This is a genomic window from Streptacidiphilus anmyonensis (assembly GCF_000787855.1).
In the GTDB taxonomy this organism is placed as follows: domain Bacteria; phylum Actinomycetota; class Actinomycetes; order Streptomycetales; family Streptomycetaceae; genus Streptacidiphilus; species Streptacidiphilus anmyonensis.
Window position 1 is genome coordinate 11,160 of sequence record NZ_BBPQ01000092.1, and the last position, 15,855, is coordinate 27,014.

The following is a 15,855-nucleotide window of genomic DNA, read 5'->3' on the forward strand; positions in this document are numbered from 1 at the left end:
CCCTGGGTGCGGGCGCGCAGGGCGGCGCGCAGGGCCGCGTCCTGCGCGGCGTCCGTGGCCGCGGGCCAGTCGCGGGCGCCGGGCGTGTTCAGCGGCTCCGGCGGCGCGATGCTCTCCAGCAGGGCGCGCAGGCCGTCGATCTGCTCCTCGTCCTCGTGCAGCACGTAGGCGAGCTCGGGGACGGTGGGGTCGACGCCGGTGGACGTGGTGTAGACGGCGCACCAGGAGGCCAGCGTCGGCACGGTCATCTGCGCGACCAGCGCGAGGGTCTGGTCCCGCTCCAGGGTGCCGGCCAGCAGGTCGGAGGCCTCGACGAGGAACGACAGCGAGCCGCGCCGCAGCCGTTCGAGCTCGGTCAGGCGGGCGCTCTCGACCGCCAGCGCGATCCGGTCGGCCGCGAACTGGAGCCGCAGCGCGTCCTCGTTGCGGTACTGGCCGGGCGACTGCGCGGCCACGCCGAGCGAGCCGGTCAGCCGGCCCTCGACCTTCAGCGGGACCGTCACCACGGACCGCAGGCCGGTGCCGCCCAGCAGCGGAGCCGCGCCGGGGGAGTCGACCAGGTCCTCGTGGACGGTGGGGAGCCGCGCGGAGCTGAACCGGCCCATGCCGGGCTCGACGGGCACCCGCGCGAAGCGCTGCCGCCCGGCGGGCAGCCCGCAGCTGGCACGGACCTCCAGCTCGGTCTCGTCGTCGGTGGCCAGCAGCAGGTAGGCGGCGTCGCCGTCGAGCAGGTCGCGGGCGCGTTCGACGGTGCGCTGGAGCAGCCCGTCGAGGTCGTCGGGCGCCTGGCCGCCGGTCAGCGGGCCGAGGAAGGCGTCCACGGCCGGGCCGTCGAGGCGGCCGCCGCTCTCGGACGACGCCGACGCCGCGGGACGCGTCGGCGTCTGAAGGACCGCGCGCTCCTGCTCGCGCACCAAAAGGCAGACCGTCGACGGGCTGCCGTGGGCGTCGCGGACGCGCAGGTGCGCGCCGTAGACGCCGAGCAGGCGGCCGTCGCCGCGCCGCATCGCGTAGCTGCCCTCCCAGCGGGAGAGCCGCAGCGCCTCGTCGACGCCGAGGCCGGTGCCCGGTGTCTGCGGCCATGCGGCCAGTTCGGCGAAGGGACGGCCGACCGCCTTGACGGCGGGGTGCTGGAAGAGCAGCTCGGCGTCCTGGTTCCACGCGGAGACCAGCCCTTCGCCGTCGACCTGCACGACGGCGACGTGGACCTGCTCCTCCGCCTCGGGCAGCAGCGCGTCGGGCGTGACCGGGCCGGCCACGCGGGTGCCGGTGGGGCGCGGCGGCAGTTGCAGGGTGAACCAGACGCGCTTGTCGGTGGCGGTGTAGTCGACGCCCCAGCGGGACGCGAGCGCCGCGCACAGCAGCAGGCCCCGGCCGCCCTCGCGCTCCAACTCGGCGGTGACGACGGACCCGTCCTCCTGGCCGGGGTAGATCGGCAGGGCGCGGCGGGGGTAGCGGTCGCCGATCTCGACGCGTACCTGCTCGCCCTGGCGCAGCAGTTCGACCCGGGCGGCGGTGCCCGCGTGCACGACCGCGTTGGTGACCAGCTCGCTGACCAGGACCACGGCGTCGTCGACGACCTCGCCGAAACCCCAGCCCTGGAGGGTGTCGCGGACGAAGGCGCGCGCGGCGGCGACGGAGCGGCCGACCGGTTCGAACGTGGCGGCGGCCCGCGCGGTGGCGTCACCCACGAGGCGCCTCCTCCTTCTTCCGGGCTACGGGCTCACGTTACCGGCGTACCGCGCCTGACGGGCACTCCCTGTGCGGTACCCGTGCAGGACCCGAGCGGCACCTGTGCGATGCCACTGGCCCAACGTCGTGTCGTGCCGCCAGGTTACTGATCCCTGGTACCGCTTGGGGAGTGAAGCCGGTACGTTCGGTGACTCGATCTGAACCTGACAGGCCGCACAGGGCTGCGATCAGGTCCCAGCGGGGCCGATACCCGTCCGGGACCCCCGCGCAACCCTTGGTGGTCGTTAGATTGTTGGGGATGCGTCTCGCGGCCTGTGCGCCGTGCGGTCGCGAGGCATTCAACGCAACTCTGGAGGCAGGCCGGTGGATTCGAGCAGGGCGACCGCGGTCGCGGCGAAGCCGAAGCCGGGCGGGACGCGGCAGGCCGGTCGCGGGTCGGGCAGGGGCGCGGGCGCCGACGCCGCCGACCTGCGCAAGCTGCTGACCGCGCTGACGGCCATGCGCGACGGCAACTTCCGCAGGCGGCTGACCGTGCCCGGGGACTCGGTCATGGCCGAGATCGCCGCCGTCTTCAACCAGGTCGCGGAGCGTAACCAGCATCTCACCGGAGAGTTGGCGCGGGTGCGCCGGGCGGTGGGCCGCGAGGGCCGACTCGGCGAGCGGCTCGAACTCGGGCCCTGCGAGGGCGCCTGGGCGGCGGCCATCGACAACTCCAACGCGCTGATCGACGACCTGGCCCGGCCGATGGCCGAGGTGGGTCGCGTCCTCGGCTCGATCGCCGAGGGCGATCTGCAGCAGCGGATGGAGCTGCGCGCGCTCGGACCCGACGGCGGCTCCCACCCGCTGCGCGGCGAGTTCCTGAAGGTCGGCCGGACCGTCAACGGTCTGGTCGACCAGCTCTCGGAGTTCACCGACGAGGTGACCCGGCTCGCCGTGGAGGTCGGCACCGAGGGCAAGCTCGGCGGTCAGGCCCGGGTCCGCGGCATGTCGGGCTCCTGGAAGGACCTGACCGACTCGGTCAACATGATGGCCAGTCGGCTGACCGCGCAGGTGCGCGACATCGCGCTGGTCACCACCGCGGTCGCCAAGGGCGACCTCTCCCGCAAGGTCACCGCCCAGGTCGCGGGCGAGATGCTGGAGTTGAAGAACACCGTCAACACGATGGTGGACCAGCTCTCCGGCTTCGCCGCCGAAGTCACCCGTGTGGCGCGCGAGGTGGGCACCGAGGGCAAGCTCGGCGGCCAGGCGCAGGTGCCCGGCGTCGCCGGCACCTGGAAGGACCTGACCGACAACGTCAACCAGATGGCGACGAACCTCACCGACCAGGTGCGCAGCATCGCCCAGGTGACGACCGCCGTGGCGCGCGGCGACCTGTCGTCGACCATCGAGGTCGACGCGCGCGGCGAGATCCTCGAACTGAAGAACACCATCAACGCGATGGTCGGCCAACTCTCGGCGTTCGCCGACGAGGTGACGCGTGTGGCGCGCGAGGTCGGCACCGAGGGCATCCTCGGCGGCCAGGCGATGGTCCCCGGCGCCGCCGGCGTGTGGCGCGGGCTGACCGACAACGTCAACCTGATGGCGTCGAACCTCACCTTCCAGGTGCGCAACATCGCCACCGTCTCGACCGCGGTGGCGCGCGGCGACCTGACGCAGCGCATCACGGTCGACGCGCGCGGCGAGATCCTCCAGCTGAAGACGACGCTGAACACCATGGTCGACCAGTTGTCCGCGTTCGCGGACGAGGTGACCCGGGTGGCCACGGACGTCGGCACCGAGGGCCGCCTCGGCGGTCAGGCGCAGGTGCCGGGGGTCTCCGGCACCTGGAAGGACCTGACCAGCTCGGTCAACCTGATGGCCAACAACCTGACCAACCAGGTGCGCAACATCGCCGAGGTCACCACGGCGGTGGCCCGCGGCGACCTGTCGAAGAAGATCACCGTCGACGCCCGCGGCGAGATCCTGGAGCTGGTCACCACCGTCAACACGATGGTCGACCAGCTCTCGGTCTTCGCCGACGAGGTGACCAGGGTCGCCCGTCAGGTGGGCACCGAGGGCATCCTGGGCGGCCAGGCCCGGGTCAAGGGCGTCGAGGGCATCTGGCGCGACCTGGCCGAGAACGTCAACGGCATGGCGTCCAACCTGACCTTCCAGGTGCGCAACATCGCCCAGGTCGCGACTGCGGTCGCCGGCGGCGACCTGTCGAAGAAGATCACCATCGACGCCCAGGGCGAGGTGGCCGCGCTGGCGGACACCCTGAACACGATGGTCGACCAGCTGTCCGGCTTCGCCGACGAGGTGACCCGCGTGGCCCGCGAGGTGGGCACCGAGGGCATCCTGGGCGGCCAGGCCCGGGTGCCCGGCGTCGCCGGCATCTGGAAGGACCTGACCGACAACGTCAACCTGATGGCCGACAACCTGTCCGGCCAGGTGCGCAACATCGCCCAGGTCACCACGGCGGTCGCCAAGGGCGACCTGACGCGCAAGATCGACGTCGACGCGCGCGGCGAGATCCTGGAGCTCAAGACCACCATCAACACCATGGTCGACCAGCTCTCCGCCTTCGCGGACGAGGTCACCCGCGTCGCCCGCGAGGTGGGCACCGACGGCCGCCTCGGCGGCCAGGCGCGCGTACCCGGCGTCGCCGGGACCTGGCAGGACCTGACCGAGTCCGTGAACGAGCTGGCGGGCAACCTGACCCGCCAGGTGCGCGCCATCGCCCAGGTCGCCACCGCGGTGACCCGCGGCGACCTGAGCCTGCGCATCGACGTGGACGCGGCCGGTGAGCTCGACGAGCTCAAGGACAACATCAACCAGATGATCGCCAACCTGCGCGAGACCACCCGCACCAACCAGGAGCAGGACTGGCTCAAGACCAACCTGGCGCGGATCTCCGGTCTGATGCAGGGCCGCCGCGACCTGGAGGCGGTCAGCTCGCTGATCATGAGCGAGCTGACCCCGGTGGTCTCCGCCCAGCACGGCGCGTTCTTCCTGGCCATGCCGGCGCTGCGCAACGAGATGACCGCCGAGGCCGGCGAGGACGGGATCGAGCACGACACCGTGCTGCGGCTGATCGGCTCCTACGGCTACCAGCGCCGCGCCATGCCGACCTCGTTCCACCTCGGCGAGGGCCTGGTCGGGCAGGCGGCGATCGAGAAGAAGCCGATCCTGCTCAAGGACGCCCCGCCCGGATACCTGAAGATCGCCTCGGGGCTCGGCGAGGCCGCGCCGGTCAACGTGATCGTCATGCCGGTGCTCTTCGAGGGCCGGCTGCTGGGCGTGATCGAGCTGGCCTCGTTCAACCCCTTCACCAAGATCAGCATGGACTTCCTGGACCAGATCGCCGAGATGATCGGCGTCACGGTCAACACCATCGCCGTCAACACCAAGACCGAGGGCCTGCTGCTGGAGTCGCAGCGCCTGACCGCCGAACTGTCGATGCGCTCGGCCGAGTTGGAGGCGCGGCAGGAGGAGCTCCAGCGCTCCAACCTGGAGCTGGAGGAGAAGGCCCACCAGCTCGCGGTGCAGAACCGCGACATCGAGATCAAGAACTCCGAGATCGAGGAGGCCCGGCAGGTCCTGGAGGAGCGCGCCGAGCAGCTCGAACTCTCCACGCGCTACAAGTCGGAGTTCCTGGCCAACATGTCGCACGAGCTGCGCACGCCGCTCAACTCGCTGCTGATCCTGGCCAAGCTGCTCGCCGACAACGCCGAGGGCAACCTCAGCCCCAAGCAGGTGGAGTTCTCCGAGACCATCCACGGCGCGGGCTCCGACCTGCTCCAGCTGATCAACGACATCCTGGACCTGTCCAAGGTCGAGGCGGGCAAGATGGACATCCGGCCGAGCCGGATCGCCCTGGTGCAGCTGGTCGACTACGTGGAGGCCACGTTCCGGCCGCTGACGGCCGACAAGGGCCTCGACTTCGCGGTGCGGGTCTCGCCGGAGCTGCCGGTCACCCTGCACACCGACGAGCAGCGGCTCCAGCAGGTGCTGCGCAACCTGCTCTCCAACGCGGTCAAGTTCACCGACTCCGGCGCGGTCGAGCTGCTGATCCAGCCGGCCGGGGGTCCGGGCGGGGAGCACCCGGTGCCGCAGGCGATCCGCGAGCAGATGCTGGAGTCCGGCGCGATCTCCGACCCGGAGGAGCCGCTGATCGCCTTCTCAGTCACCGACACCGGCATCGGCGTCCCGCAGAACAAACTCCGGGAGATCTTCGAGGCGTTCAAGCAGGCCGACGGGACCACCAGCCGCAAGTACGGCGGCACCGGCCTCGGACTGTCGATCTCCCGAGAGATCGCTCGCCTGCTCGGCGGCGAGATCAACGCCGAGAGCGAGCTGGACCGCGGCTCCACCTTCACGCTGTTCCTGCCCCTGCGCGAGGCGCCCGAGGGCGAGGCGACGGCTGCCGCGGTCCGCGGCCGCGGCGGGGTGAGCCCGGCGGAGCTGTGGGCCCAGGAGGTCATCGAGGCGGCGCACGAGCGTCGGCGCGCGCCCTCCAAGCCCGGGCGCACCTCGGTTTCTTCGCAGGCGTCCTCGGCGCAGACGGTGTCCTCGCAGGCCGCGCCGCCTGTCGCACCGCCTGTCGCACCGTCGGTCGCAGCGATGACGGGCCCGGCTCCGACCGCGAACCCGCTCCAGGCGGGTGCGCCCGCGCAGCAGCCGTCCCGTCAGCAGGACGTCGACGGCGGCCGGGACGAGGACGCCCAGATGGACTCGTTCGCGCCGTTCGCCGGACGTTTCGACGGCGAGAAGGTGCTCATCGTCGACGACGACATCCGCAACGTCTTCGCGCTCACCAGCGTGCTGGAGACCTACGGACTGGCGGTCCTGTACGCGGAGAACGGCCGTGAGGGCATCGAGGTGCTCGAACAGCACGAGGACGTCGCCCTGGTGCTGATGGACATCATGATGCCGGAGATGGACGGCTACGCCACGACCGAGGCGATCCGCGCGATGCCGCAGTTCGCGGGTCTGCCGATCATCGCGCTCACGGCGAAGGCGATGAAGGGCGACCGTGAGAAGAGTCTCGCCGCGGGGGCCTCGGACCACGTCACCAAGCCCGTCGACACCGACCATCTGCTCGGCGTCATGGGGCACTGGCTGCGGACCGAGAGCCGGTGAGGAGGGGTGGGTCGAGGCCGTTCGTCCAGGTCCGCACGGGCCCCGGGCATATGCGTCCGGCTCCCGGGGCGGCCTGGTTGAAGGCCGGGTCACCGGGCATCCATCCGGAACCCGCGCCCCGGACGGGCCGTCAGGATCGAGCTGTCCCCACTTGTCAGGGTGGTGGCTCTGCGGCGCAGGAACGGGATAAGGTCACTCGGCGTTGCTACCGGTACTGACTGGGTCACCGGAGGCGGGCAGTTCACCGGGTGCGGGCAGTGAGGTGCGGCTAGCATGACCGTCGGCAGGGCAGTGGTGGACACACGGGCGACGTACGAGTCCGACGCGAACCGGGGTGCGGCGACAGCCGCGACATCGGTGGCGGGGGCGCGAGGAGGGCAGGCCAAGGTGCAGAAGGCCAAGATCCTCCTTGTCGACGACCGGGCGGAGAACCTGCTCGCGCTGGAGGCGATCCTCTCCGCGCTGGACCAGACCCTGGTCCGGGCGGGCTCCGGCGAGGAGGCGCTCAAGGCGCTGCTCAACGACGACTTCGCGGTCATCCTGCTCGACGTGCAGATGCCCGGGATGGACGGCTTCGAGACCGCCGCCCACATCAAGCGCCGCGAGCGCACCCGGGACATCCCGATCATCTTCCTGACGGCGATCAACCACGGGCCGCACCACACCTTCCGCGGCTACGCGGCGGGCGCGGTGGACTACATCTCCAAGCCGTTCGACCCGTGGGTGCTGCGCGCGAAGGTCTCCGTCTTCGTCGAGCTCTACATGAAGAACTGCCAGCTCAAGGAGCAGGCCGCGCTGCTGCGCCTGCAGTTGGAGGCCGAGCAGCCGCCGGGCACGGGCCTGCTGTCCGAGCTGTCCGCCCGGCTCGCCGCCGTCGAGGAGCAGGCCGAGGCGCTGACCAAGCAGCTCGCCGAGGGCGCCGACCAGGCCGCCGTCGCCACCGCCTCCCACCTCGAACGGCGCCTCGCCGGACTCCGCCGTGCGCTCGACGCACTGGAGCCCGGCAACCCGAACGCCAATCCGAACAGGGGCGCCACGCCCGAGTCCTGAGCTCCGGTTCCGGAAGGGTTCTGACGGCGCGTCGCGCTTGACAGGCGGGTGGTTCGCACCCGGTGCACGACACGAGCGGAGCAACGTCGTGCAGCACGTGTTGCGTCCCTTGTCACCCTAGTAATCTGAACGCCATGGCCACACGCACGTCCGGAAGCGGTTCGCAGACCCGAGGCGCGGGGACGGCGAAGAAGGCCACGGCTGCCAAGGCGCCCGCCAAGAAGGCCCCGGCGAAGTCCGCGGCGAAAGCGCCGGCGGCGAAGGCCCCCGCGAAGAGGGCGGCGGCCAAGAAGGCCGTGCCCGCGCCCGCCGCTCCGCCGCCCAGGCCGCCGAAACCGATCGCCTACCGTGCCGTGCGCGGCAGCTGGCTGGGCGTCGCCAACGGGGTCGGCGCGGTCGCCCGCGGCTTCGGCAACGGGGCCAAGAACCTGCACCCCGCCCACCGCAAGGACGGGCTGGCGCTGCTGCTCGTCGCGCTCGCGCTGCTCATCGCCGCCGGATCGTGGTCCGATCCGCAGGGTTGGCTCGGCGTCGCCGTGACCGACGTGGTCAAGGGCGCCTTCGGCAAGCTGACCATGCTGGTCCCGGTGCTGCTCTTCGGCGTCGCCGTGCGGCTGATGCGCCACCCCGAGCGGCCCGAGGCCAACGGACGCATCGTCATCGGCCTCACCGCGCTGACCATCGGCGTGCTCGGCCTGGTCCACATCGGCTACGGCGCGCCCAGCCTGCAGGCCGGGGCGGCCCGGATCCGCGAGTCCGGCGGGCTGATCGGTCTGGCCGCGTCCCGCTGGCTGATGGCCGCCGCGGGGCCGGCCCTGGCCGTGCCGTTCCTGACGCTCGTCTCCTTCTTCGGCCTGCTGGTGGTCACCGCCACGCCCGTCAACCAGATCCCGCAGCGGCTGCGGCTGCTCGGCGAGCGGCTGTCGATCATCGAACCGCATCACGAGTACGGCGGCTTCGACGAGGAGGCCGGGCTCGAGGGCCTCGACGAGCTCGGCTTCGGGGTGGGCGGGCCCGACGACTTCGAGGGCGAGCCCGGCACGCCCGAGGAGCGGGCGGTGCTGGAGGCCAAGCGCAGTCAGCTGGAGAACGAGGGCGCCGTCGCGCCGCGCCGCCGTCGACCGCGCCGTCGGGTGGGCGCGGCCGCGGAGACGGCCGACCAGCCGGACCCGTTCGACACCATCGGCGTCGCCGCGGCGGCCGCCGCGGAGCTCGACGGCGCGGTCATGCACGGCGTCCATCCCTCGGCCGCCCTCGCCGACATACTGGGCCGGGTCAAGGACCGCACGCCGGCCTCCGACGTCCCGCCCGCGGACGCGGCTCCGGCCGACGCCGTGCCGGTCGACGCGCCGCCGATGCCGGACCACGCGCCCGAGATCCCGGTCCCGGCCGCGCGCACCGAGGACGCCGCTCCCGCCACGGACGAGAACGGCCTGCCGCACCGCTCCGAGCAGTTGCAGCTGCCCGACGGCGGCCGCTATCAGCTGCCCTCGGTCGAGCTGCTGACGCGCGGGGGCCCCGGCAAGGCCCGCTCGAAGGCCAACGACGACGTGGTCGCCTCGCTCATGGGCGTCTTCGCCGAGTTCAAGGTCGACGCCGCCGTCACCGGCTTCACCCGCGGCCCGACGGTCACCCGCTACGAGGTCGAGCTCGGCCCGGCGGTCAAGGTCGAGCGCATCACCGCCCTCGCCAAGAACATCGCCTACGCCGTGGCCAGCCCCGACGTCCGGATCATCAGCCCGATCCCCGGCAAGTCCGCGGTCGGCATCGAGATCCCCAACACCGACCGGGAGATGGTCAACCTCGGCGACCTGCTGCGTTCGCAGGCCGCCACCGGCGACCCGCACCCGATGCTCGTCGGCATGGGCAAGGACGTCGAGGGCCAGACCGTCATGGCCAACCTCGCCAAGATGCCGCACGTCCTGGTCGCCGGCGCGACCGGCGCCGGCAAGTCATCCTGCATCAACTGCCTGATCACCTCGGTGCTGATGCGGGCGACGCCGCAGGACGTGCGGCTGGTCCTGGTCGACCCCAAGCGCGTCGAGCTCACCGCGTACGAGGGCGTGCCGCACCTGATCACGCCGATCATCACCAACCCGAAGAAGGCCGCCGAGGCGCTCCAGTGGGTCGTCCGTGAGATGGACCTGCGCTACGACGACCTCGCCGCGTTCGGTTTCCGCCACGTCGACGACTTCAACCGCGCGGTGCGCGCGGGCAAGGTGCAGCCGCCGCCCGGCAGCGAGCGGGTGCTGACGCCCTACCCCTACCTGCTGGTGATCGTGGACGAGCTCGCCGACCTGATGATGGTCGCCCCGCGCGACGTCGAGGACTCGATCGTCCGCATCACCCAGCTCGCCCGCGCCGCCGGCATCCACCTGGTGCTGGCGACCCAGCGCCCCTCCGTGGACGTCGTCACCGGTCTGATCAAGGCGAACGTGCCCTCGCGGCTCGCGTTCGCCACCTCCTCGCTCGCCGACAGCCGGGTCATCCTGGACCAGCCCGGTGCGGAGAAGCTGATCGGCAAGGGCGACGCGCTCTTCCTGCCGATGGGCGCGGGCAAGCCGCTGCGCATGCAGGGCGCCTTCATCACCGAGGAGGAGATCGCCGCCGTCGTCGAGCACTGCAAGGCGCAGCTCCAGGCCGAGTACCGCAGCGACGTCATGGTCGGGTCGGGCCCGAAGAAGGAGATCGACGAGGAGATCGGCGACGACATGGACCTGCTGGTCCAGGCCGCCGAGCTGGTCGTCTCCACGCAGTTCGGCTCGACCTCGATGCTCCAGCGCAAGCTGCGCGTCGGCTTCGCGAAGGCCGGCCGACTGATGGACCTGATGGAGTCGCGCGGGATCGTCGGCCCCAGCGAGGGGTCCAAGGCCCGCGACGTGCTGGTACAGCCGGACGAGCTCGACGGGGTTTTGCTCACTCTCCGGGGGGAATGAGCGCGCGTACGCGTGTCCGTTCGGTTCTCTTCGTCGTTGAGTGGACCGGGTGGGAACCATCCTGTGCGCGGTCGCGTGTCGGTTTCCGACACTCCGTCAACACGTGCGCCGACGGTGCGCGGAGCATCCGATAACGATCAGGATGCAGAGCCTCCCTTTCGGCCGAATCCCGGTTGAGCGAGGCTCAGACCCGCCCCCTAGACTGGTGTTTCGACGGCGTTCTCGGGGGGTTGCGGCCCCCCTTCGAAGCCCTGGCCGCCCACGTTCGAAAGGCGCCCCTTGTGACGACCGGCACGACCTCCACCGGATCGACAGAACCGCTTGCGGACGAGCCCTCCATCGGGCAGGTGCTCGGTAACGCTCGCGTGGCCGCGGGGCTGACCGTCGACGAGGTCAGCGCGGAGACGCGGGTGCGCGTCCCGATCGTGCACGCGATCGAGGCGGACGACTTCAGCCGTTGCGGCGGCGACTTCTACGCCCGCGGGCACGTCCGCGCGCTGGCGCGCGCCGTCGGCGTCGACGGCGACGAGCTGGTCCGCCGCTACGACGCGGCCCACGGCGGCGCGCCGCAGGACGCCAAGGTCCCGCTGCTGGAGAACGTCGGCGAGCGCCGGATCTCCGCGGAGCGGCGCCGTCCGAACTGGACGGCGGCGATGGTCGCGGCGATCGTCGTGGTCGTGGCCGTCATCGGTTTCAACCTCGCCCAGAGCGGTCCGAAGACCACGACCGCGTCCGCGGCGTCCCCCACCTCCGGCCGTTCCGGCGCCACGCCGTCGATCGGTCCCGTCCTGCACCCGACGCTCCCGCCCGCCTCGACCGCCCCGGTCAAGCCCAGCGCGATCGCGGCCGCACCGGCCGGCAAGGTCACGGTGAAGCTGCAGGCCGAGAACGGCGACAGCTGGATGATGGTGAAGGACGGCACCGGCAAGGTCATCTTCCAGGGCGATCTCGCCCAGGGGCAGAGCCAGACCTTCACGGACAGCAAGGAGCTGAAGTTCGTCCTCGGCAACGCGGGCGGCGTCCACGTCTGGGCCAACGGCAAGGACCTCGGCACGGCGGGCGGCGACGGCCAGGTCGTCAACGTCACCTACACCCCGGGCGACCCGGTCGCGGGCTGAGACATCTGGTCGCACGACCCCAGGGGCGCGGGGAACTGCGCGAGAAACCACTGGTGAGCGGATGGCCCTGAACGTTCGGGGCTCTTCGTGCGCGGGTGGCTTGTCGCGCAGTTCCCCGCGCCCCTGAGGTGGTCTCGCGCCCATGGAGAGGGCAACCTCCGCCGCCCGGTAACCTTGGCGGCATGCCCGATCGCCGCACAGTCGCTCTCGTCACCCTTGGATGCGCCCGCAACGAGGTGGATTCCGAGGAACTCGCCGGGCGGCTGGAGGCCGACGGGTGGGAGCTCGTGGCCGACGCCGCCGAGGCGGATGTCGCCGTGGTGAACACCTGCGGCTTCGTCGAGGCCGCCAAGAAGGACTCCGTCGACGCCCTGCTGGAGGCCAACGACCTCAAGGGTCACGGCCGCACCCAGGCCGTCGTCGCCGTCGGCTGCATGGCCGAGCGGTACGGCAAGGAGCTCGCCGAGGCGCTGCCGGAGGCGGACGCCGTGCTCGGGTTCGACGACTACGCGGACATCGCCGAGCGCCTGCAGACCATCCTCTCCGGCGGGCAGCACGTCTCCCACGTGCCGCGGGACCGCCGCAAGCTGCTGCCGCTCTCGCCCGTGGAGCGCCAGACCGCGGCCGACGCCGTCGCGATCCCCGGGCACGGGGAGACCCCGGCGCCGGAGAGCGAGAAGAGCATCGAGGACCTGCCGGACGGGCTCGCGCCCGCGTCCGGGCCGCGCACGCTCCGCCGGCGTCTGGACGACAGCCCGGTCGCGTCGGTCAAGCTCGCGTCCGGTTGCGACCGCCGCTGCAGCTTCTGCGCGATCCCGGCCTTCCGCGGCAGCTTCCTGTCGCGGCGGCCGTCCGACGTGCTGAACGAGACGCGCTGGCTCGCCGAGCAGGGCGTCCGCGAGGTCATGCTGGTCAGCGAGAACAACACCTCCTACGGCAAGGACCTGGGCGACATCCGCCTGCTGGAGAGCCTGCTGCCCGAGCTCGCCGCGGTCGACGGCGTCGAGCGGGTGCGCGTCAGCTACCTGCAGCCCGCCGAGATGCGGCCGGGGCTGATCGACGCGCTGACGGGCACCGAGGGCGTCGCACCCTACTTCGACCTGTCGTTCCAGCACTCGGCGCCGAACGTGCTGCGCCGGATGCGGCGCTTCGGTGACACCGACCGGTTCCTGGAGCTGCTGGACCAGATCCGGGCCAAGGCGCCGGAGGCCGGCGTCCGCTCGAACTTCATCGTCGGCTTCCCCGGCGAGACCGAGGACGACCTGGCCGAGCTGGAGCGCTTCCTCACCCATGCCCGCCTCGACGCCATCGGCGTCTTCGGCTACTCCGACGAGGAGGGCACCGAGGCGGCGGACTACGACGGCAAGCTGCCCGAGGACGAGGTCGCCGAGCGGCTCGCCCGCTTCAGCCGCCTCGCGGAGGAACTGACCTCGCAGCGGGCCGAGGAGCGCATCGGCAGCACCGTGCGGGTGCTGGTCGAGTCCAACGACGGCGAGGACGGCGTGATCGGGCGCGGTGCGCACCAGGCGCCGGAGACGGACGGGATCACGATCCTGCTCGGCGACACCGAGGGCCTCGCGGCCGGCGACTTCGTTGAGGCGAAGGTCACCGCGAGCGAGGGCGTCGACCTCTACGCCGAGGTGATCGGCTCCGTCGGGACGGCCGGCTCCGCGGAGGCGGCCGGCGCGGCCGACGCCGTCGGGGAGCGCCCGTGAATCAGACCTCGGGGGGCGGGGCGGCGAGAACGGGCGCCTCGTCGGCTTCCCAGCCGGGCGGGGCGGGCGACGAACCGGGCCTGTGGAACATCCCGAACCTGCTCACCATGCTGCGACTGGTGATCGTGCCGATCTTCGCGGCGCTGCTGTTCGCGGGCGGTGGGCACGACCCCAAGTGGCGCGCCCTCGCCTGGGCCTCCTTCGCCATCGCGATGATCACCGATCTCTTCGACGGCGAGCTGGCCCGCCGGATGGGCCTCGTCACGGACTTCGGCAAGATCGCCGACCCGATCGCGGACAAGGCGATCATGGGCACGGCCCTGATCGGGCTGTCCGTGCTCGGCGATCTGGCCTGGTGGGTGACGGTGGTCATCCTGGTCCGTGAGATCGGCATCACACTGATGCGCTTCTGGGTGATCCGCTTCGGGGTCATCCCCGCCAGCCGAGGCGGCAAGATCAAGACGCTGACCCAGGGAATCGCGGTCGGCATGTACGTGTTGATCCTGACCGGGCCGCTGGCGTCGGCCCGCTGGTGGCTCATGGGCGCGGCCGTGGTGCTCACCGTGGGCAGCGGCTTCGACTACGTGCGTCAGGCGGTCGTGCTGCGGCGCGCGGGCCTGGCCGCCCGCGCCGGTCAGACGGCCGCGAACGGGCAGGCGGGCACCGCCTGATGAGCGAGGCGGGCCCGATGGGCGCCGAGGCGGCGCTCGACGGGCTGGTCCGGGCGGGTGCGACGCTCGCCGTGGCGGAGTCGCTGACCGGAGGTCTGCTCGCGGCGGAGTTCGTGGCGGTCCCCGGCGCCTCCAGGGCGTTCCGCGGTTCGGTGACGGCCTACGCCACCGAGCTCAAGGGTTCCGTCCTCGGGGTGGACCCGGAGCTGCTGGCCGCGCGCGGCGCGGTCGACCCGGACGTCGTGGCCCAGATGGCCCGGGGCGTCCGGTCGCTGATGGGCGCGGACTTCGGGCTGGCGACGACGGGCGTGGCCGGACCTGATCCGCAGGACGGACAGCCGGTCGGCACGGTCTTCGTGGCGGTCTCGTACACGTCCCGCGACGGGGAAGGTGGAGAATCCGTCTCTGCCCTCCGCCTGTCAGGGGATCGTGCCACAATCCGACGCAAGGCGGTTTCGGCCGCCGTGGAACTGCTCCTCAGCGCTCTGGAGGGCAAACCGGTGGGTTAGGAACGCCGATCCCACCGGGAAGAACACAAGGGATGGGCCGGAAAGATTCGCGGACGATACCGCGAACAGCAGGGGAGGGGCCATGGATGCAGCCAAGAGTGAACACGACCGGGCTCCCCGCACGTGATGCGGGGCAGGCGGTACGGTGGGGCTGTGAGGTTCCGAGCCGCGGTCCAAGGAGGGAGCAACCGATGATCCTGCTCCGTCGTCTGTTGGGTGACGTGCTGCGTCGGCAGCGCCAGCGCCAGGGCCGCACCCTGCGCGAGGTGTCGGCTGCCGCGCGGGTCTCGCTCGGCTACCTCTCGGAGGTCGAGCGCGGACAGAAGGAGGCCTCGTCCGAGTTGCTCTCCGCGATCTGTGACGCCCTGGACGTGCGTATGTCCGAGGTCATGCGCGAGGTCAGCGACGAGCTCTCGCTCGCCGAGCTGGCCGCCGGCGAGGCGGTCCGCCCTGCGCTGCTGGAGCCCGTGCCGGTGCCGCCGGCGGAACGCGTGCCCTCGCTCGTGCCCAAGGCCAGCGCGATGGACGTCGTCGCGGCCTGACAGCCGTAGCAGCCGTCGTGACGTGAACGGCCCCTCCCCCGAGCCACGTGTGGCCCAGGGGAGGGGCCGTTCGTGCTCGGCGCGGATATGTTGAAAGTGGTTCCGTCCCTCTTCCGGGTCCCGGGAGGAGAGCGATGCTGTCGATACCCCGGCGCAGGCCCGTCGTCTGGGTGCTGTGCGCGGCGCTCAGCGCCGGCGCGTGGGCGCTGTTGCTGAGCGGTCTGCTGAGCGGCCGTGAGGCCGCGGGTGTCGGGCTGCTCTTCGCGGGCGGCTGGAACCTCAGCCTGCTCCCCGTCCAGGCGCGCCCTTGGGCGGCGCGACGGCATCGCCGGGCCGCGGTCGCGGTCCCGTCCCCCGCGCCGGCCTCCGAGGACCCGCGGAACGCGGAGGCGTGAACCGGGCGCCCCGGGGCGGGCCGTGACCTTCCCCACGGCCGTGACCTTCTGCGCGGCCTTCTCCACACCGGAATCGGCCCGACGGCCTCCGTGGGCCGCACCCGGG

Annotated in this window: 10 protein-coding genes; 9 read left to right on the top strand and 1 reads right to left on the bottom strand. The window is 71.9% G+C overall.

Annotated elements, in window-relative coordinates; genetic code table 11:
• The coding region (locus TR50_RS38770; RefSeq protein WP_152648871.1) for a GAF domain-containing protein at positions 1 to 1,691 on the bottom strand (1,691 nt) is incomplete at its 3' end.
• Between the two features lie 499 nt (positions 1,692 to 2,190).
• Here TR50_RS38770 and TR50_RS38775 point away from each other — a divergent pair.
• The 9 genes from TR50_RS38775 (at position 2,191) to TR50_RS38815 (ending at position 15,749) form a co-directional block, all read left to right on the top strand.
• Complete coding sequence (locus TR50_RS38775; protein WP_084701737.1) at positions 2,191 to 6,813, top strand: HAMP domain-containing protein; 4,623 nt, start codon at positions 2,191 to 2,193, stop codon at positions 6,811 to 6,813.
• Between the two features lie 273 nt (positions 6,814 to 7,086).
• Positions 7,087 to 7,863 carry a response regulator gene (locus TR50_RS38780; protein ID WP_236654773.1) on the top strand — a complete coding sequence of 259 codons (777 nt, stop codon included), beginning with the start codon at positions 7,087 to 7,089 and terminating at the stop codon, positions 7,861 to 7,863.
• Between the two features lie 134 nt (positions 7,864 to 7,997).
• Complete coding sequence (locus tag TR50_RS38785) at positions 7,998 to 10,799, top strand: FtsK/SpoIIIE family DNA translocase (RefSeq protein WP_042433906.1); 2,802 nt, start codon at positions 7,998 to 8,000, stop codon at positions 10,797 to 10,799.
• Positions 10,800 to 11,080: 281 nt separating this feature from the next.
• A complete protein-coding gene (locus TR50_RS38790) occupies positions 11,081 to 11,917 on the top strand; it encodes a helix-turn-helix domain-containing protein (protein WP_042433908.1) in 837 nt (278 codons plus the stop codon).
• A gap of 182 nt (positions 11,918 to 12,099) precedes the next feature.
• The gene (gene rimO, locus TR50_RS38795) at positions 12,100 to 13,632 is read left to right on the top strand and encodes a 30S ribosomal protein S12 methylthiotransferase RimO (protein WP_042433910.1); all 1,533 of its coding nucleotides are present in this window, start codon (positions 12,100 to 12,102) and stop codon (positions 13,630 to 13,632) included.
• Positions 13,629 to 14,303 carry a CDP-diacylglycerol--glycerol-3-phosphate 3-phosphatidyltransferase gene (gene pgsA, locus TR50_RS38800; protein WP_084701731.1) on the top strand — a complete coding sequence of 225 codons (675 nt, stop codon included), beginning with the start codon at positions 13,629 to 13,631 and terminating at the stop codon, positions 14,301 to 14,303. The genes rimO and pgsA overlap by 4 nt, the downstream gene beginning before the upstream one ends.
• A complete protein-coding gene (locus TR50_RS38805) occupies positions 14,303 to 14,812 on the top strand; it encodes a CinA family protein (RefSeq protein WP_439654276.1) in 510 nt (169 codons plus the stop codon). Before pgsA ends, TR50_RS38805 begins: the two co-directional genes overlap by 1 nt.
• Before the next feature lie 191 nt (positions 14,813 to 15,003).
• Entirely contained in the window at positions 15,004 to 15,354 is a 351-nt protein-coding gene (locus TR50_RS38810; protein WP_042374105.1) for a helix-turn-helix domain-containing protein, read from the top strand.
• 134 nt (positions 15,355 to 15,488) lie between these two features.
• The gene (locus tag TR50_RS38815) at positions 15,489 to 15,749 is read left to right on the top strand and encodes a hypothetical protein (protein WP_042433914.1); all 261 of its coding nucleotides are present in this window, start codon (positions 15,489 to 15,491) and stop codon (positions 15,747 to 15,749) included.
• Positions 15,750 to 15,855: the final 106 nt, after the last annotated feature.

What these genes read in the sequence shown, in the direction of transcription:
- TR50_RS38775 (WP_084701737.1), top strand. Translation starts at nt 2,191, where the DNA reads ATGCGCGACGGCAACTTCCGCAGGCGGCTGACCGTGCCCGGGGACTCG.
- TR50_RS38780 (WP_236654773.1), top strand. Translation starts at nt 7,087, where the DNA reads ATGACCGTCGGCAGGGCAGTGGTGGACACACGGGCGACGTACGAGTCC.
- TR50_RS38785 (WP_042433906.1), top strand. Translation starts at nt 7,998, where the DNA reads ATGGCCACACGCACGTCCGGAAGCGGTTCGCAGACCCGAGGCGCGGGG.
- rimO (WP_042433910.1), top strand. Translation starts at nt 12,100, where the DNA reads ATGCCCGATCGCCGCACAGTCGCTCTCGTCACCCTTGGATGCGCCCGC.
- TR50_RS38805 (WP_439654276.1), top strand. Translation starts at nt 14,303, where the DNA reads ATGAGCGAGGCGGGCCCGATGGGCGCCGAGGCGGCGCTCGACGGGCTG.
- TR50_RS38810 (WP_042374105.1), top strand. Translation starts at nt 15,004, where the DNA reads ATGATCCTGCTCCGTCGTCTGTTGGGTGACGTGCTGCGTCGGCAGCGC.
- TR50_RS38815 (WP_042433914.1), top strand. Translation starts at nt 15,489, where the DNA reads ATGCTGTCGATACCCCGGCGCAGGCCCGTCGTCTGGGTGCTGTGCGCG.